The 17,001-nt window shown below is 72.1% G+C and carries 20 protein-coding genes; 16 read left to right on the plus strand and 4 right to left on the minus strand.

Features of this window, described 5'->3' with window-relative positions; genetic code table 11:
• From D476_RS0111340 to D476_RS0111400, 13 genes are all read left to right on the plus strand, one after another.
• Window positions 1-783 (plus strand): oxygen-binding di-iron domain-containing protein, encoded by a 783-nt coding sequence (locus tag D476_RS0111340; protein WP_017624069.1) that lies wholly within the window; start codon window positions 1-3, stop codon window positions 781-783.
• Window positions 784-818: 35 nt separating this feature from the next.
• Entirely contained in the window at window positions 819-1,502 is a 684-nt protein-coding gene (locus D476_RS0111345) for a DsbA family oxidoreductase (protein ID WP_017624070.1), read from the plus strand.
• 493 nt (window positions 1,503-1,995) lie between these two features.
• Window positions 1,996-3,222: an aminotransferase class I/II-fold pyridoxal phosphate-dependent enzyme gene (locus tag D476_RS0111350; RefSeq protein WP_017624071.1), complete on the plus strand. Its 1,227-nt coding sequence runs from the start codon at window positions 1,996-1,998 to the stop codon at window positions 3,220-3,222.
• On the plus strand, window positions 3,212-3,715 hold the full coding sequence (locus tag D476_RS0111355; RefSeq protein ID WP_017624072.1) for a DUF6190 family protein: 504 nt from the start codon (window positions 3,212-3,214) through the stop codon (window positions 3,713-3,715). Before D476_RS0111350 ends, D476_RS0111355 begins: the two co-directional genes overlap by 11 nt.
• On the plus strand, window positions 3,712-4,509 hold the full coding sequence (locus D476_RS0111360; protein ID WP_017624073.1) for a dihydrodipicolinate synthase family protein: 798 nt from the start codon (window positions 3,712-3,714) through the stop codon (window positions 4,507-4,509). Before D476_RS0111355 ends, D476_RS0111360 begins: the two co-directional genes overlap by 4 nt.
• A complete protein-coding gene (locus D476_RS0111365; protein WP_204366981.1) occupies window positions 4,506-5,429 on the plus strand; it encodes an iron-containing redox enzyme family protein in 924 nt (307 codons plus the stop codon). Before D476_RS0111360 ends, D476_RS0111365 begins: the two co-directional genes overlap by 4 nt.
• Window positions 5,426-5,692: a Rieske (2Fe-2S) protein gene (locus D476_RS0111370; RefSeq protein ID WP_017624075.1), complete on the plus strand. Its 267-nt coding sequence runs from the start codon at window positions 5,426-5,428 to the stop codon at window positions 5,690-5,692. Before D476_RS0111365 ends, D476_RS0111370 begins: the two co-directional genes overlap by 4 nt.
• 277 nt (window positions 5,693-5,969) lie before the next feature.
• Window positions 5,970-7,010: an ABC transporter substrate-binding protein gene (locus D476_RS0111375; protein WP_040726061.1), complete on the plus strand. Its 1,041-nt coding sequence runs from the start codon at window positions 5,970-5,972 to the stop codon at window positions 7,008-7,010.
• Window positions 7,007-8,095: a FecCD family ABC transporter permease gene (locus tag D476_RS0111380; protein WP_017624077.1), complete on the plus strand. Its 1,089-nt coding sequence runs from the start codon at window positions 7,007-7,009 to the stop codon at window positions 8,093-8,095. Before D476_RS0111375 ends, D476_RS0111380 begins: the two co-directional genes overlap by 4 nt.
• Window positions 8,096-8,126: 31 nt before the next feature.
• On the plus strand, window positions 8,127-8,915 hold the full coding sequence (locus D476_RS0111385; RefSeq protein ID WP_017624078.1) for an ABC transporter ATP-binding protein: 789 nt from the start codon (window positions 8,127-8,129) through the stop codon (window positions 8,913-8,915).
• A gap of 141 nt (window positions 8,916-9,056) precedes the next feature.
• Entirely contained in the window at window positions 9,057-9,323 is a 267-nt protein-coding gene (locus D476_RS0111390; RefSeq protein ID WP_017624079.1) for a hypothetical protein, read from the plus strand.
• The gene (locus D476_RS0111395) at window positions 9,320-9,712 is read left to right on the plus strand and encodes a PIN domain-containing protein (RefSeq protein WP_017624080.1); all 393 of its coding nucleotides are present in this window, start codon (window positions 9,320-9,322) and stop codon (window positions 9,710-9,712) included. Before D476_RS0111390 ends, D476_RS0111395 begins: the two co-directional genes overlap by 4 nt.
• Before the next feature lie 174 nt (window positions 9,713-9,886).
• Window positions 9,887-10,549: a hypothetical protein gene (locus tag D476_RS0111400; protein WP_026123421.1), complete on the plus strand. Its 663-nt coding sequence runs from the start codon at window positions 9,887-9,889 to the stop codon at window positions 10,547-10,549.
• 51 nt (window positions 10,550-10,600) lie between these two features.
• On the opposite strand, the gene D476_RS0111405 is transcribed toward D476_RS0111400, so the two are convergent.
• Window positions 10,601-10,807: a hypothetical protein gene (locus D476_RS0111405; protein ID WP_086002633.1), complete on the minus strand. Its 207-nt coding sequence runs from the start codon at window positions 10,805-10,807 to the stop codon at window positions 10,601-10,603.
• Window positions 10,808-11,047: 240 nt separating this feature from the next.
• Here D476_RS0111405 and D476_RS0111415 point away from each other — a divergent pair, with 240 nt between their 5' ends.
• Window positions 11,048-11,455 (plus strand): VOC family protein, encoded by a 408-nt coding sequence (locus D476_RS0111415; protein WP_017624083.1) that lies wholly within the window; start codon window positions 11,048-11,050, stop codon window positions 11,453-11,455.
• 76 nt (window positions 11,456-11,531) lie between these two features.
• Here the strand turns inward: D476_RS0111415 and ychF are convergent, their stop codons facing one another.
• Window positions 11,532-12,626, minus strand: a complete 1,095-nt coding sequence (ychF, locus tag D476_RS0111420) for a redox-regulated ATPase YchF (protein WP_017624084.1) — start codon at window positions 12,624-12,626, stop codon at window positions 11,532-11,534.
• Between the two features lie 248 nt (window positions 12,627-12,874).
• Here ychF and D476_RS0111425 point away from each other — a divergent pair, with 248 nt between their 5' ends.
• Window positions 12,875-13,819, plus strand: a complete 945-nt coding sequence (locus D476_RS0111425; RefSeq protein ID WP_026123422.1) for an FkbM family methyltransferase — start codon at window positions 12,875-12,877, stop codon at window positions 13,817-13,819.
• Window positions 13,820-13,856: 37 nt separating this feature from the next.
• On the opposite strand, the gene D476_RS0111430 is transcribed toward D476_RS0111425, so the two are convergent.
• Window positions 13,857-14,552, minus strand: a complete 696-nt coding sequence (locus tag D476_RS0111430) for an alpha/beta fold hydrolase (RefSeq protein WP_017624086.1) — start codon at window positions 14,550-14,552, stop codon at window positions 13,857-13,859.
• Window positions 14,553-14,596: 44 nt separating this feature from the next.
• Window positions 14,597-15,904 (minus strand): MFS transporter, encoded by a 1,308-nt coding sequence (locus tag D476_RS0111435; protein ID WP_017624087.1) that lies wholly within the window; start codon window positions 15,902-15,904, stop codon window positions 14,597-14,599.
• Window positions 15,905-16,034: 130 nt separating this feature from the next.
• Here D476_RS0111435 and D476_RS0111440 point away from each other — a divergent pair.
• Window positions 16,035-17,001 (plus strand): LacI family DNA-binding transcriptional regulator (locus D476_RS0111440; RefSeq protein ID WP_239648679.1); only part of this gene is annotated, 967 nt, incomplete at its 3' end.

Below are 17,001 nucleotides of genomic sequence, written 5' to 3' on the forward strand. Positions count from 1 at the left end.
ATGCGCGAGCCCTACCGCGCCGGGCCGGGGATCACCACCCTGCCCTCCGACCTGCCCATCCCCGGCCTCGGGCTGCAGCCGGTCAACGGCTACCTGGCCGCCGGGCGCGAGCCCGTGCTCGTCGACTCCGGGATGCCGGTGGACTCCGCCGCCTTCGAGGCGATGCTGTGGACCCACGTGGACCCCGACGACCTGCGGTGGGTGGTCGTCACGCACGACGACCGCGACCACACTGGGGCGCTGATGCGCATCCTGCGCGCCGCGCCGCGCGCGCGGCTGGTCACCAGCCCGGTGTCGGCGGTGCGCCTGAGCGAGGAGTTCTCCCTGCCCGAGGGGCGGGTCGTCACCGCCAACCCGGGCGGGCGCCTGGAGACCGCCGACCGCGTGCTGTCGTTCCACCGGCCGCCGGTGTTCGACTCCCCGGGGACGCTCGCGGTCCTCGACTCGGCCACGGGGTCGCTGTTCGCCTCGGACAGCTTCGGCACCGTGCTGCCCGGCCCGGCCGAGCACCCCTTCGACCACGGCGAGGAGCGCTTCTTCTCCGGCTTCTCGATCCTCAACCGGGCCATCGCCCCGTGGACGGCGATGGTCGACCAGGAGCGGTTCGCGACCGCCGTCGCGGCCCTGCGGGGGCTGCGCCCGCGGCGGATGCTCAGCGCCCACGCCCCGCCGGTGGAAGGGGGGATGGACCGGCTGTTCGCGGCCATGGCCGAGCTGCCCCTGCTCCCGCCGTGGCTGCCCGAAGCCGACCTGGAGGGCGCGCTCGACGCGAGCGCGCCCTGAACGACCGCAGGTGAACGACCGAAGGGACATGACCCATGCAGGACCCGATCGACGTGACGCCGGGGACCATCGTCGTCTACAGCGACATCTGGTGCTCCTTCGCCCATATAGCCGTGCACCGGCTGCACGAGGCGCGCAGGCGCGCGCGGCTCGACGAGCAGGTGCGGTTCGACCACCGCGCGTTCCCGCTGGAGCTGTTGAACGGCGGCCCCAGCCCGCGCTCGGGGACCGACAGCGAGGTGGGGCGCATGGCCTCGATGGAGCCCGGCGCCGGGTGGCAGCTCTGGCAGTCGCCCGACTGGCTGTACCCGACGACCACGCTGCCCGCACTGGAGGCGGTGCAGGCCGCCAAGGCGCAGGGGCTCGATGCCTCTGAGCGGCTGGACCTGGCGTTGCGCAAGGCGTTCTGGGCCGAGTCGCGGTGCGTGGGCGACCGCGCGGTGATCCTGGACTGCGCCAAGGCGGCGGGGGTGGACGCGGCGCACATCGCCGAGGCGCTGGACGACGGGAGGGCCCGGCGCACCCTGTCGGACCAGGCGGAGACGGCCGCCACCGACCGGGTGAACTGCAGCCCGCACCTGTTCTTCGCCGACGGCGGCGACGTGGCCAATCCCGGCATCGAGGTGGGGTGGGCCGGGGACTACGGCGTCGGGTGGCCCGAGGTCGCCTCCGACGACCCGTCGGTGTACGACGCCATCATCCGCCGCGCCGCCGCCTAGGGAGCCGCCGCCTAGGGAGGGGACCGCCCCCGAACGCACCGACCCGCACACCCGCATCGCGAGTCCGCCGGAGCCCATGGGGCCCGGCGGGCTCGTCGTGTGCGTCCCCCGTTCCCGTGCGTTGCCGGTTCCTGCCACGCCCCCGCGACGGCCGACCGGGTGTCCGGGCCCCCGCGATCCGGACGTGCCCGGTCCCCGGTTCCCAGGCGCCGAAAGACCGCTCCGAAGACCCCTCCGCACCGTTTTTCCCATTCATATGTGAAGTGGACACGGAAATGCGTCGCATTCATCTCCGGATTCTCGGCCGAGCGCGGGAGTGTACCGGCGGCGCGGCCATTTTGCAGGGCGCCGGACGCGTCCGTTTCAGGTCAGGGCGAAAGGCCCTAAAGCGCCGCCTCCGTTCATAGACTTCAAGGCGTTCGAGCAGGTGATCACGGGTGTCCACATCGAACCGCCCGTGCTCGTCCTCCGAAATCGAGAAAGGCGCGAAGACGTGACCGAGGCCGGAATCACCGACAACGAAGTGTCCGCTTTCCTCAACACGCTGCACGAAGAGGGAAACCCCGGCGGACAGGACGCGACCGACCTGACCCAGCACGAGATCCGGGCGCTGAGGACGCGGTACAACCTGGCGGACGCGCACACCCACCAGCGGCAGTCGCCCGAGCAGGAGAAGATCGTCGCCCGGCTCACCGAGCTGTGGCACGAGTCCGAGGACCACACGCAGGCCTACTTCGAGGACCGGCTGCGGTCGGCCTTCTTCCGGCTGCACCGCCAGCCCACGGCGCTGCGCATGGACCGGGCGCTGCTGTCGTACTCGGCCAGCGTGTCCACCATGGTGGCCGCCATGTACCTGCGGCGGCACGGCATGTCCGTGGCGCTCGTCGAGCCCTGCTTCGACAACCTGACCGACCTGCTGCGCAACATGCAGGTCCCGCTGGAGGCGCTGGCCGAGGAGTCGCTGGCCGACCCGGCGCGGGTGTACGACCGGCTGGCCGAGGGGTGCGCCGCCGACGCGGTCTACCTGGTCGACCCGAACAACCCGACCGGGTTCACCCTGGCCTCCGGCGGCATGGAGGGGCTGCGCGAGGTGGTGCGGTTCTGCGCCGACCACGGGCGGCTGCTCGTGCTCGACTTCTGCTTCGCCTCGTTCGCGCTGGCGGCCGAGGGCGCCCGTGCGGACGTGTACGCGCTGCTGGAGGAGTCCGACATCGACTACCTGGCCATCGAGGACACCGGCAAGACGTGGCCGCTGCAGGACGCCAAGTGCGCGCTGCTCACCGCCGGCGGGTCCCTCCAGCGGGAGGTCTACGACCTGCACACCAGCGTGCTGCTGAACGTCTCGCCGTTCGTGCTCAACGTGGTCGCCCGGTACGTGGAGGACTCCATCGAGGACGCGATGGGGTCGGTGCGGCGGATCGTGCGGGAGAACGCCGCCACCGCCCGCAACGCCCTGCACGGGCCGGTACTGGAGTACCAGGAGCCGATGGTGGAGACCAGCGTCGCCTGGTTCCGCATCCGCCCCGGCGGCCTGACCGCCTCCCGGCTGCAGGACGAGCTGCTGGCCGAAGAGGTGTACGTGCTGCCTGGCACCTACTTCTACTGGAGCGCACCCGAGCGCGGCGAGCGGTTCGTGCGGGTGGCGCTGGCCCGGGAGCCGGAGATGTTCCGCCTGGCCATGGACCGCATGCGGAAGGTGCTGATGCGCCATGAGCGGTGAGGTGTTCGTGGACGCCGCCCTCTTCATGGGGATGCACCACGAAGACGAGCGCGTGCGCCGCGGCTGCAAGGCGTTCTTCGCCCGCGCGCTGGAGCGGCCCGCGGCGCGGGTGCGCATGGGACTGGAACAGGTCGGACTGTGCGACGCCCTGGTGTGGAGGCGTCCCAGGGGCGAGCAGGACGCCTACTACCCCTTCATGGACCGGCTCCACACGGACCTGCGCGTGGACCGGACCGGGTACACGGAGAAGGAGACCCGGCGCGCCTGGGAGGACCCGGCCCTGGACGGGCTGCCCGACCACGAGCGGCTCCTGCTGGGGCAGGTGGTGGAGAGCGGCGGGACCCTGTACACCGCCTCCGCGCGCCTGCTGGCGCGGCCCGGCCTGCCGGTGGTGCCCGCACAGGCCGGGGAGGGCGAACCCCGGTTCCCGGGCGGGCTGGAGCCGTTCTACCGCATCTCGCTCGCGCTGCGCGTGGGGAGGGATGAGCTGTGATCTCCGGGACCGTGGTTCCGCTCATCACCCCTTACGACGGGCACGGCCGCGTCTCGGAGAAGAGCACGGCCTCCCTCATCGAGTACGTGCACGCGGACGTGTCCGCGCTGATGCCGGTGCTCAGCTCGGGAGAAGGGTGGCGCCTCACCGACCAGCAGTGGAGCGACATGGTCTCCTTCACGGTCGCGCACTCCCACGGGCTCCCGGTGATCGCCGGGGTGCAGGCGGCCGACACGCCCTGCGTGCTGCGCCGGGCCCGCATGGCCGAGGCGCTGGGGGCGGACATGGTCGCCGCCACCACACCGTTCGGGGCGGGCGTCGGGCAGGACGAGATGGTGGCGCACTACCGGACGCTGCAGGGCGGGACCCGGCTGCCCATCGTCGTCTACAACGAGGAGCCGGTGTCGCAGAACCGGGCGTCCCTGGTGACGCTGCTGCGGATCTGCGACCTGCCCGGCGTCGCCGCCGTGAAGGAGTCCAGCGGGAAGGCCGAACTGACGCGCGCCCTGGTGGCCGCCGGGACGGGGGTCCCGGTGTTCCAGGGGTGGGAGGACCGGGTGGCGTCGACGCCCGCGGTGGACGGGCTGATCGGGCCGCTGGCCAACCTCGAACCGGGGCTGTGCAACACGCTGCTGGCCGACCCCGGCGAGCCGCTGCAGCGGATCGTGGTGGCGGTGTGCGAGCTGTTCGGGCTGTTCCGCGACGACTGGTACCTGCGCGTGAAACGGGAGCTCGCGCGCAGGGGCGTGATCGAGGACGAATGCGCGCCCGCAGGAGAGGAGGACGGGTCATGACGACGAGCACGGCGCCGGGTGTGCCGGGGATGCCGGGTGTGCCGAGCGGGGCACCCGCCGCCCCCGACACCGCCATGGCGCGCGCGAGGGCGGCCGACAGCGACCAGCTCCGGCTGTACCGCCTGTACAGGACGGTGCCCACGGCCGAGGAGTACGCGGAGACGCTGGCGCTGGAGGAGCGCTGGATCGGGCCGATGGCCGCGCGGTTCGAGGCCGGGGCGCCCGACCTGCCGGACCGGGCGGCGCTGCTGGCCGCGCTGCGCGGGCGGCTGGCGGCCGAAGCGGCGGCGGAGGACGAGGCCGCGCGGTTCGTGGCCGAGGAGGCCGGCCTGGAACAGCTCAAGGTGGTCGCGGCCGAGTTCGCGGTGGACGGGCTGACCGAGTCCGAGACGCTGCTGCCGGTCGTGGCGCGGCTGGCGTTCCCCTCGGGTCTGGCGGTGTTCCGGGTGCTCATCGACGAGCTGGGGTGCGGCAGCGAGGAGAAGGCGCACTCCCGGCTGTACCGGGACCTGCTGACCGGGCTGGGGATGACGCTGGACCTGGAGCACTACGTGCAAAGGGCGGCGCCGGAATCGCTGGCCTACGTCAACCTGTTCCACTGGCTGGCGTCGCGCGCGCCGGAGCCGGAGTACTTCCTCGGGGGCTACGCCTACTTCGAGTCGAGCGTGCTGTACGCGTTCCAGTGCTACCGGCAGGCGGCCGAGCGGCTGGGGCTGTCGGAGCACGCGTACTACACCGAGCACCTGTACATCGACGGCTACCACAGCCGCCAGATGCGTGCGGCGCTCAAGGCGCTGGACACCGAGCGGGGCCTGGACACGGCCAAGGTCTGGGCGGGCGTGGAACTGACCGGCGCGGTGGCCGGGGCGGCCTTCGAGGCCGCCGTCGAACGCGCGCGGGCGGCGGGAGCCCCCTCGTGAGCGGCGGCGGGGCCTCTGTCCGCCCCGTCACCGAGGACATGGTGCTGATCGAGGCGGGAGGCCGAAGGCTGCTGGCCGAGGCCCACTGCCCGCATAGGGGCGGCCTGCTGCGGTTCGGCCACGTGGACGGCACGGTACTGAAGGTGCGGTGCCCGCTGCACCACTCGGTGTTCGACCTGAGGGACGGTTCGGTGAGCGCGGGTCCATCGTGCAGGGCCCTGCGGATCATCTCCGACCTGTCCGGAGAGCCGGTCGAGCAGTAGCCCTCCAGGAGAAGAGCGGGGCCCACACCCAAGGGAGCGTGTGGGCCCCGTCCGCTTCGCTTCAGGCGGTCGCTCGTCCTGCACCCGTCCTGCAGCGATTCGGCGCCATGTGCACGTCGACGGCTTCCGTCGGGCCGAAAGCGCCCCCACCATCCGGCGGGGCCCGATTTTCCGGCATACCGCGACGCGGGCATTGGTAAGGCTAGGCTAAGGTAGCCATCGCCGTGTTGGGCATTTCGGGCGCATGGTCCCGAACCGGATCTGTTGAGCGGTGGTCATGGTGATACGCGCTTCTCTCGCCGCGGGGGCGTCCGTCCTCCTCCTGCTGGCCACGGCCGGCTGCGGGGAGTCCGAACCCGTTCCGGAGCAGGAGGCCGCCGCCGGGGAAGGCGCGACCGAGTACCCCCTGGTCGTGGAGAACTGCGGCCGGGAAGTGACGATCGAGCACGCGCCTCAGCGGGCCGTCTCCCTCGACCAGGGGTCCACCGAGATCCTCCTGTCGCTGGGGCTGGAGGACCGCATGGTCGGCACCGCGTCGTGGACCGACCCGGTGCGGGAGAACCTCGCCGAAGCCAACGAGGAGGTCCCCCGGCTGGCGGACGAGGCGCCCTCCTGGGAAGTGGCCCTGGACACCGACCCCGACCTGGTGACGGCCTCGTTCGGGCGCCACTTCGCCCAGGGAGGGGTGGCCGAGCGGAGCCGCTTCGAGGAGACCGGCATCCCGACCTATCTCTCCCCCACCGACTGCGACGGCGGCACGAGCATCAACGGCGGCGGCACCCGGACCGCCCCGCTCACCCTCGATTCGCTGTACCAGGAGATCCGTGAGCTGGCCGAGATCTTCGACGTCCCCAGCAGGGGCGAGGACCTGGTGGACGAACTCGAACAGCGGCGCCGAGCGGCCCTGGAGGGCGTCGACGGCTCCGACGTCACCATCGCGTTCTGGTTCGCGGACCTGAAGACGCCCTACGTCGCAGGCGGGCGGGGTTCGGCGAACCTCCTGGCCGACGAGGTCGGCGCCGAGAACGTGTTCGCCGATGAGGAGGACGATTGGCCGGCCACGACGTGGGAGGCCTTCGTCGACCGGGACCCCGACGTGATCGTGCTCGGAGACCTCAGCCGCGAGCGGGCGCCGGGCGACCAGCTCCAGGAGAAGATCGACTTCCTGGAGAGCGACCCCCTCACCAAGGACATGGACGCGGTCGAGGAGGAACGGTTCATCGCCCTGCACGGGGCCGAGATGAACCCCTCGATCCGGATCGTCGACGGGCTGGAGGACCTCACCGAAGGGCTCGGCTCCTTCGAGGAGGCGCGGTGACGCTCGACGCCTCGCCCGTCGAGTCGCGCACCGCGTCCGCCCCGGCGCCGTCGGCCGGACCCGCCGGGGGCTCGTCTCTGCGGTTCCTCGGCGTGGGCACGGGGGCGCTGGCACTGCTCCTGGCGTCGATCGGAGTGGCGATCACCCTGGGGCCCGCGGACGTCTCCCTGGTCAACGTGCGCGACATCGTGCTCAACCACCTGGGGTTCACGGACATCCCGGTGCGGGTCTCCGAGGACGCCATCGTGTGGGACGACCGCCTGCCCCGGGCGCTGGTGGCCGCGGCGTGCGGGGCCGGTCTGGGACTGTGCGGTGTGATCCTGCAGTCGCTGCTGCGCAACCCGCTCGCCGACCCCTATGTCCTCGGGATCTCCTCGGGCGCCTCGACCGGAGCGGTTCTGGTGGGGATCGTGGGCATCGGCGGGTTCGCGCTGGGGGTCTCCGGCGGAGCGTTCGCCGGCTCGGTCGCGGCGTTCGCCGTGGTGCTGCTGATCTCGCGCCTGGCGGGCGGCACCAATGACAAGGTCATCCTGGCGGGGATCGCGGTGACGCAGCTGTTCTCCGCGCTGACCTCGTTCGTCATCTTCGCCTTCGCCGATTCGGACGAGGCGCGCGGGGTGATGTTCTGGCTGCTGGGCTCCCTCGAAGGGGTGCGGTGGGACGATGTGGCCCTGTGCGGTGCCGTCGTGCTCGCCGGTGTGGTCTTCTGCCTGCTGCGGGCGCCGGTGCTGGACGCGTTCGCGTTCGGTGACGAGGTCGCCTCCTCGCTGGGGGTGTCGGTGCGGCGGGCCAGGATCACCCTGATGACCGTGACCGCGCTGCTCACGGCGACGATGGTGAGCGTGGCCGGGGCGATCGGGTTCGTCGGCCTGGTGCTGCCGCACGCCGCACGGTTTCTGACCGGGCCGGTGCACTCCCGCCTGGTCCCGGTGACGGCGCTGGTCGGGGCGGTCTTCATGGTGTGGGTGGACGCGGCGGCGCGCGTCGCCTTCTCCCCCTCGCCGCTGCCCGTCGGGGTGGGGACCGCGCTGGTCGGCGTCCCGGTGTTCATCGCCATCATGTTCCGCCGGAGGAGGTCGCTGTGACCCCTGCGTTCCGACTGACGAGGAGGCCGGTGTGACTCTGCGGACCCGGGAGGTCGGCTGGAGCCGCGGCGGTCGGCTCGTCGTCGACGGGGTGACCCTGGAGCCGCGGGCCGGGGAGACGGTCGGGCTGCTCGGTCCCAACGGTTCGGGCAAGTCCTCCCTCATCAAACTGCTGTCGGGGGCGGTGCGGCCCACGTCCGGGACGGTCACGCTGGACGACGCATCGCTGGCTGCGCTGTCCCGGAAGGACGCGGCGCGAGCGATCGCCACCGTGACGCAGCACGCCGACACCGTCGTGGACATCACGGTCCGCGACATCGTGGCCCTCGGCCGCATCCCCCACCGCGGCACGTTCGGCGGCGACAGGCGGGCCGATGCCCGGGCCGTCTCCGACGCGCTCGCGAGGACCGGCCTTTCCGACAAGGCAGACGAACTATGGCACCGCCTGTCGGGAGGAGAACGCCAGCGCGTCCATATCGCCCGCGCGCTGGCACAGGAGCCCAGGGAGCTCCTTCTGGACGAGCCGACGAACCACCTGGACATCCGCTATCAGCTGGAACTGCTCCAGCTCGTGGCCGACCTGCCGGTGACGACGGTGGTGGCCCTGCACGACCTGAACCTGGCGGCGATGTTCTGCGACTCCGTCCTCGTCCTCAAGGAGGGCCGGGCCGTCGCCGGAGGCGCACCGGCCGACATCCTGACGCCGGAGCTGATCGCGGAGGTCTACGAGGTCAACGCCACTGTCAGAACCAACCCCGGGACGGGCCGCCCGGAGATCGGCTTCACCCCGGGACGCGTGCCGAGCACGGCGGCGCGGTAAGCCCCCGGCCCGCCGGGGGCGGCCTGCGGGCGACCTCGTGGGCGCCCGCCACCGCCAGAGGGCGGGCTCCTCACTGCTGAACCACGCGCTATTTCATACGAGAGCCGTCCACCCGGTGCCATATAGAGGCATGGTCAAAGTATGGCTGCCAAGAAGATCACCATTACGCTCGATGATTCCCTGTTCGAGGCTCTTGCAGGTGCCGCCGAGGAGGAGGGAATTCCGCTCTCCAGCCTCGTGGCAGGGGCTGTGGAGCGGGAACTCCGGCTGCGCGCAGGTCGGGCCGTGGTGCGGGAGTGGGAAGCCGAGAACGGGGCCTTCACACCTGAGGAGCTCGCAGCGGCCCGCGCCGAGATGGCCGCGGCCGACGCCGAACACCTGAGCAGCAGGGGGACATCAGCCGCGTGAACGTGCCCTACCTGTACGACCCCAAGGCACTCATCGCCATCAATGACAATGACGGCGATATGTGGGCCCGCCACTCAGTGGCTCCTGCCGAAGGGCGGGACGTCCACATCCCATCCGTCGTCGTCGCCCAGGCGTGGCGAGACGCACGCCGCCAGGTCAGACTCGGCAAGTTCCTCGCCGGATGCCGTGTCGTTCCCGTCGAGCTCGAGATCGCGAAGGCGGCGGGGGTCCTCTGCGGCAAGTCCAGAACGGCCGACATCGTCGACGCCACAGTTGTCGTCATGGCAGCCGCCCTCGGTGCCATCATCTGGACCTCCGACCCAGACGACATCCACGCCCTCATCGACGCCCAGGGCCTGAAACCTGCCCCTGTCTTTCGAACCGTCTAGGGGCGGGACGAGCCCACAATCCTGCACGCCGCCACCGAGGGCGGCCTCGCCCTCGAGGCCCCGCGCCCCGTCCTCAAGGTGACGTAGCGGAGCTTCATACATGTTCCGGGCCGGACGCAACCGTTCCCCTCTCCCCCGCATCGAAGGCATGCCGACGAAGCGAGGGAGCGAACCATGGCATCCGGTATCCACCACCCCGGCCGACCTGAGGACCTGCCTCCAGCACCGATGCTGTGGGCCCACGGGGTACTGGGAGCGGCGACCGCAGCGGCCGCCCCCTGGGAGGCGCTTCACCTCTACTCGTTGGACGGCGAGGGGCTGCTGATGGACCCCGAGGACGGCACGTGGTGGCGCCTGACCTGGTTCGGCGAGGACATGGCCGTGCTCACCGGAAACGAACCCCTGGGGTACCGCTGCCAGGAGTACGAGGGCCTCGTCGACAAGCTGGCCGGCGCCCCGGAGAGGCTGCCGCTGCGATGGCTGCGCAATCTGCTCGACTCGACGGTTCAGGGATCGTGGGAGCCCTCTTTCCTCTATTGGTGGACCGACGGTACTTGGGGCCGGACGGCGTACCCGGACGACCTCGACGACGGGCTGTGCGTCGTCGGCACCATGGGCACCCCCGAAGACCTGAAGAAGTCCGGGTGCGTCGGGAACCCCTCCTTGGAGCCGGTGACCGAGATCTTGGAGGCCGCGGCCACCGGGACGCTCGCACCATCGGAGCTGGAGGCCTTCATGCGGATGTGCGGGGTGGAGGACCCGGCCCCGGCCCTGCGCATCGCCGCCGAGGGCGGCCTCACCCCCGACGCCCCGCGCCCCGTTCTCACAGTGACGTAGCCGGGCCAACGTCCAGCGAAGGCCGAAGTGGGGTCCGCCCGTCTCGGTGAGTCACCCTTCGAGACCCGCCTTGTGCAGCGCCGCGCTCGCCCGGAACCTCACTCGTGCGCACCGGTCGCGTTCTTCGTCGGGGGTGTCGTCGTCACAGGCGCAGCGGTGCCTCAGCCACCGCAGGTCCTCCGGATCGAGCCACAGCGCGACGCGCCCCTGGGCGGCCTCGGCATCGGGATCGGTCGGCATGACTCGGCGCTCATCCATGGCGCACATTGTGCCGGTACACGGAAACGGCCACGCCCGTGCGACGTCGCCTCGATCAGGTACCGGGAGGTCGTCGACGCCACCCACGCCCTGCGCCGCATGCATGAGCGCGACGCCGATATGGGGCCTGCGCTCAGCCTTCGTCATGACGCCGCCCCCGCCTCCATACCGGACATACTCCGTCCGCATTGCTCCGTAACGTCGCCTCCGCCTTCACGTCCATCGCAGGAGGAGACGACCATGCAGCTCGCAGCTACTCGCATCATCACCGACGACGTGGACGCGCTCGTCGCGTTCTACGAAGCCGCCACCGGAATCACCGCCGCGCGGCTCCACCCGATGTTCGCCGAGATCCGCACCCCGACCGGCACGCTCGCGATCGCGAGCTCCGCAACGGTGCCACTGCTCGGAGAGGACGCCGCCGAGGCCCGCGCGAACCGCAGCGTGACCCTCGACTTCCTCGTCGACGACGTCGACGCGGCTTATGAGGCCCTCCAGGACACCGTCGAGGTGTTCGTGAACAAGCCGACGGACATGCCCTGGGGCAACCGCTCCCTACTCGTCCGCGACCCCGACGGGAACCTGGTCAACCTCTTCACCCCGACCACCGAAGCCGCCCGGACCCGCTTCGCCGACCAGGCCGGGTGACAGGAACGGGCACGCCGATCCCCAGGATCGACGTGCCCGAACGTTCGGTTCGGCCGCTGCGGCGGCGTACGGCGGCTCAGACGTTGAAGCGGAACTCCACCACGTCGCCGTCGGACATGACGTAGTCCTTGCCCTCCATGCGGACCTTGCCCGCGGACCTCGCGGCCTGCATGGTGCCCGCCTCGACCAGGTCGTCGTAGGAGACCACCTCGGCCTTGATGAACCCGCGCTGGAAGTCGGTGTGGATGACCCCGGCCGCCTCGGGGGCCGTCGCACCCTTCTTGATGGTCCAGGCACGGGACTCCTTGGGGCCCGCGGTCAGGTAGGTCTGCAGGCCCAGGGTCGAGAACCCGACCCGCGCCAGCTGCGCCAGGCCCGCCTCGGACTGGCCCATGGACTCCAGCAGCTCGGCGGCCTCGTCGTCGTCGAGCTCGGCCAGCTCGGCCTCGATCTTGGCGTCGAGGAAGATGGCCTCGGACGGCGCCACCAGCTCCGACAGCTTCGCGCGCAGGGCCTCGTCGGCCAGCTCGTCGCTGTCCAGGTTGAACACGTACAGGAACGGCTTGACCGTCAGCAGGTTCAGCTCGCGGACGGCCGCCAGGTCCACGCCCCCCTCGGCCGCTCCCACCGACAGGCTGGTGCCGGACTCCAGCACCGCCAGCGCCGCGCGCGCCGACTCCAGGGCCGCCTGGGCACCCTTGTCCTTGGCGTTGCGCTTGGCGTCCTTCTCCAGCCGCGGCAGCGCCTTCTCCAGCGTCTGCATGTCGGCCAGGATCAGCTCGGTGTTGATCGTGTCGATGTCGCGCGAGGGCTCGATGCCGCCGTCGACGTGGGTGACGTCCGGGTCGTTGAACACGCGGATCACCTGGCACACGGCGTCGCTCTCGCGGATGTTGGCGAGGAACTGGTTGCCCAGCCCCTCCCCCTCCGAGGCGCCGCGCACGATACCGGCGATGTCGACGAAGTCGACCGTGGCCGGGATCGTCTTGGCGGATTCAAAGATCTCGGCGAGCTTGTCGAGCCGTGGGTCGGGCACACCCACGACACCGACGTTGGGCTCGATGGTCGCGAACGGGTAGTTCGCGGCCAGAGCGTCGTTCTTGGTCAGCGCGTTGAAGAGGGTGGACTTGCCGACGTTGGGCAGCCCGACGATCCCGATAGACAGACTCACAGCCCCCGAGTCTAATTGCGCCGGGGCCCTGTCCTCGCCGTCCGTGTGTCCCGACCACCCCGAACGCCCGCTCCGTGGGCCTGCGGCACCCTGGAGCGGCGATGGGGGACTTTTCGGTTACAGATCGTCGATCTTCGGATGAAATGCCCTGCGCTCTGCGACACCGCGCAGTACGTTCGTGTCCTGCCGCACGTTCACCCCGGTCAGGGGTATGCGCGCACCGACCGTATCGACTGGGGGGATCGAGAATGGTTGCAGGGCAGGTCCGGGCGTTCGTCCAACGCCACCCGGTGGTGCGCCACGCCACGCGGAGGATCCGGATCCGGCTCCCCATCAGTCTCGGCGGCATCGACCCCGAGCGCGTTCCGCCCCGGGTGCGCCGCTTCGACCTGCCGCTGCCCCGCCGCGCCGGCGCCCCGCGCACCGGCCCCGACGCGCTGCGCGTGTGCGCGCCGGGCGACCTGTGGACCCCCGGCCGCCTGCACGCGCGCGGGCTGCCCGGGTACCGGCCCGACGCGCTGGCCTGCTTCCTGGCGGTGCTGGAGCACGCCCGCCCCGGCACCGTGCTCGACGTGGGCGCCAACGTGGGCGTGTACGGCGCCCTGGCCGCCGCGCGCACCCGGCGCAGGGTGGTCGCGTTCGAGCCCGCCCCGCGCGCCGCGCGCGCGGCGCGGGTGATCGCGGCCGAGAACGGGCTCAACATGGACGTGGTGGAGCTGGCGCTGAGCAACCACAGCGGGACCGGCCTGCTGCGCCTCTCCCCCGACGACGCCTCCAACTCCCTGCTGCCCGGCGCGGGCCCCGCGGCAGGCCGGGTGACTGTTCCGGTGCGGCCGCTGTCGCACTGGCGCGAGGAGGCCGGGGTGCTGCCGTCGGTGGTGAAGATCTCCACGTGCGCGTCCGAGCCCGACGTCGTCTCGGGCAGCCTGGAGGTGCTGCGGCGCTTCCGCCCCTGGGTGCTGTGCGAGGTGCGCCCCGGGTACGGCATCGGCCAGCGCCTCACCGCCCTGCTGGAGCCCTTGGACTACCACTGGTACCGGATCTCCGGCAGACCCCCGTACTCGCCGCAGCCGTCGATCTCCGAGGGGGCCTCCAGGCGCGGCGGCATGTGGCTCTTCGCCCCCACCCCCACCCCCGAGGGCCTGTGGTCCAGCGCGGAGGCGTGGCGGGCCGCCATCGACGACTGCCGATGACGGCCCCGGGCACGCGGCCTCTCCCGGGCCTCCGCGCCTAGATCCAGCCCTGCAGGCTCTCCATGTAGGCCGTGAAGTCGTCCCGGTGGCTGCAGTGCCCCGTCCCGGCGACCACGCGCACCTCGAACCCGCGCTCCTTCAGCCGGTCGGCCCCCTCGGGGGAGATGGTGAAGCTGGGGTCGGCCAGCTGCACCAGTGAGGGGACCACGGGCCGCTCGGGGATGAAGTCGCTCCCCGCGCAGGCCTCCACCATCGCGAAGAACTCCGGGTCGAACAGCGCGAACCCCGCCGCCTCCGCCTGCACGTCGGCCTCGCTCCAGCGCGGATTGGCCTCGGCGATCGCGGCCGGGGACGCGGCGGCGACCATCGTGCGCATGGCCGCCAGGTCGCCCGCGCGCACGGCGGAGAACTGCCAGCCCGGGTCGTAGTAGACCGCCCGCCGCGGGCGCAGGCGCTCGACGGCCGACGACAGCGCCAGGGCGCCCATGGAGTGGCCGATGGCCAGGTCGGCGCCCTCGGGCAGGCTCTCGGCCAGGTCCGCGGCGAGCAGCTCGGGCGTGTACTCCCCGCGCGGGCTCAGGCCGTGCCCGCGCATGTCCGGGGCGACGACCCGGTAGCCGCGTTCGATGAGCGCGCCCTCGACCGCGTGCCAGGTCCGGTGGTCGGCCATGGCGCCGTGGACGAGCAGCGCGGTGCGCTCGCCGTCGCCGCCGGTGTGCACGTTGAGTCGCATGGTGGTGGACCCTTCCCTCGGTGGTCGGTGAACGGCGCCGCCGGTCAGGCGACGCCCTTGACACGGGTGATGGCCAGCGCCCCGAGCAGGGACAGGAGCGCGCCGACGATGAACAGGTACTGGTAGCCCCCGAACACCACGACGATCCCGCCCGCCACGAACGGCGCGATGATCTGCGGACCGGCGTTGGCGATGTTGAGCACGCCCAGGTCGCGGGCGGCGTCCCCGCCCGCGGGCAGCACGAGGGTGACGATGGCGTGGTCGGCGGCCATGAACACCCCGAAGGCCGCCCCGGCGATGGTCGCCCAGACGAGGATGCCGGTGAAGGTGGGCACGAGGACGGGCACGACGGTGGCCGAGGCCGCGATCAGCCCCGCGACGAGCACGAAGGGGCGGCGCCGCCCGATCCGGTCCGACACCGGCCCGATCACGGCGGTGCAGGCCACGGTGAGCACGGTGTTGGCGATGGTGAGGACGGGCACCGCGTCGGTCGGGGAAAGCCCTTCTGGCAGCGCGATGTAGTCGGACAGGATGTAGACCTGGTAGCCCAGGATCGCGAAGAAGCCCATCATCATCAGGGCCCGGCTGGTGAACGCCCAGGTGAAGTCGGGGCTGCGCAGGGCCGAGCCGAACCCCTTGAGCTGCTGCACCAGCGGGTTGGGGCCGCCGGTGGAGCGGGCCGGGAGCTCGTCGCCGCGCGGGTCGTGGGTCAGGGCGGTGAAGAGCACGGCGACCACGACGAGGGCGGCACCGAGCAGGATGTAGCCGAGTTCGAGCCGGCCGACGAAGCGGGCGGCGACCAGGCTACCGGCGACCATGCCGAGCGACTGGGCGATGCCCATGACGGCCGAGGCGCTGCCGCGCCGCTCGGGCGGCACGCGGTCGGGCACGGTGGCGGTGATGGCGGCCTGGTAGACGTTGCCCATGGCCTGGGCGACGCACCAGCCCACCGCCAGCAGCCACAGGGCCGGGGACAGGCCCATGACGGCGAGGAAGGCCACGACGCCGAGAGCGCCGCCGAGCATCCACGGGTTGCGCCGCCCCCACCGGGTGCGGGTGCGGTCGGACAGCATGCCGCCGATGGGGTTGAACAGGGTGGCGAAGACGGCGCTGACGCCGGTGACGACGGCGAGGTTGATCTCCTTGGAGCCCGGGTCGAAGGCCTCGACCTGGACGGGCAGCAGGATGCTGACCACCCCCAGGTACATGGCGTACAGGGCGAGGTTCCCGACGGCGTAGAGGGTGAGGAACCGGGAGAGGCCGCGGCGCCCCCAGCGGCCGGACGCCGGGACGGCGGTTCCGGAGGGCCCGGCGGCGGGTGGGGGCGGGGGTACGGGGGAGGTATCGGGCACGGGAGGTCTCCTTCGCGCGGCTACGGCGTGAACGGTCGGCGCATCCCCCCAGGTCGTGCGCTGATTAGACGTTTAACCTAAGCGACCGCGCCCGCCGCGTCAACGGGGTCGACGCGGCACAATGGAGCCGATGAGTGCGACCCGATCCCGTCCACCGACCATTACCGACATCGCCCGGCAGGCCGGGGTGTCCACGGCGACGGTGTCCTACGTCCTGAACGACACCCCGGGGACGCGCATCCCCGAGGCGACGCGGCGCAGGGTCACCGAGGCCGCCGACGAGCTGGGCTACGTCCCGCACGCAAGCGCGCGCTCCCTGCGCACGGGCCGCAGCGACCTGGTCGTGTACGCGATGCCCGCGGTCACGCTCGGCCCGCTGGCGGCGCGGTTCCTGGCCGGTCTCGCCGACGAGCTGCAGAACCGGGGCTTCACCCTGGTCCTGCACGGCGACGGCGCCTCGCGCGGGGTACGGGCGGCCCGCCGGTGGGCGCGGCTGCGCCCTGCCGCGGTGATCGCCGAGGGGCACCGGCTCACCGACGCCGCCAAGGACCTGATGCGGCGGTCGGGGACGGTGCTGGTGGCCTCCGGCGGCGCGCCCGACCCCGACCTGCCGACGCTGGTCATGGACCACCGGGGCATGGGCGCGGCGGCCGGACGCCACCTGGCCGGGCGCGGATGCCGGGACGTGGCGGCCGTGGTCCCCGCCGAGCCGGGGCTGCAGGCCATGGGCGAGGCACGGGCCGAGGGCGTCGAGGAGGGGCTCCGTGAGGCCGCCGGAGGCGGGGACGACGGGGGCGGCGGGGACGGCCCGGCCGTGCGGCGCACGCCGATGGAGGAGACCCCCGAGGACGCGGGCCGCATCGTGCGCGCGTGGGTCCGCGACGGGCTGCCCGACGGGGTGTTCGGCTACAACGACGAGCACACGGGCCTGCTGCTGTCGGCCCTGTCCGATGCCGGGGTGGAGGTGCCCGGCCGGGTGCGGCTGGGGGGGGCCGACAACCTGCCGCTGTGCGGAATGCTGCGGCCCCGGCTGACGTCGGTGGCGCTGCGGGCCGAGTACGCGCCCGCCGAGACGGCGGACCGGCTGGGGGGGGGCG

It is taken from the genome of Nocardiopsis chromatogenes YIM 90109, from assembly GCF_000341185.1.
Taxonomy (GTDB): Bacteria; Actinomycetota; Actinomycetes; order Streptosporangiales; family Streptosporangiaceae; genus Nocardiopsis_A; species Nocardiopsis_A chromatogenes.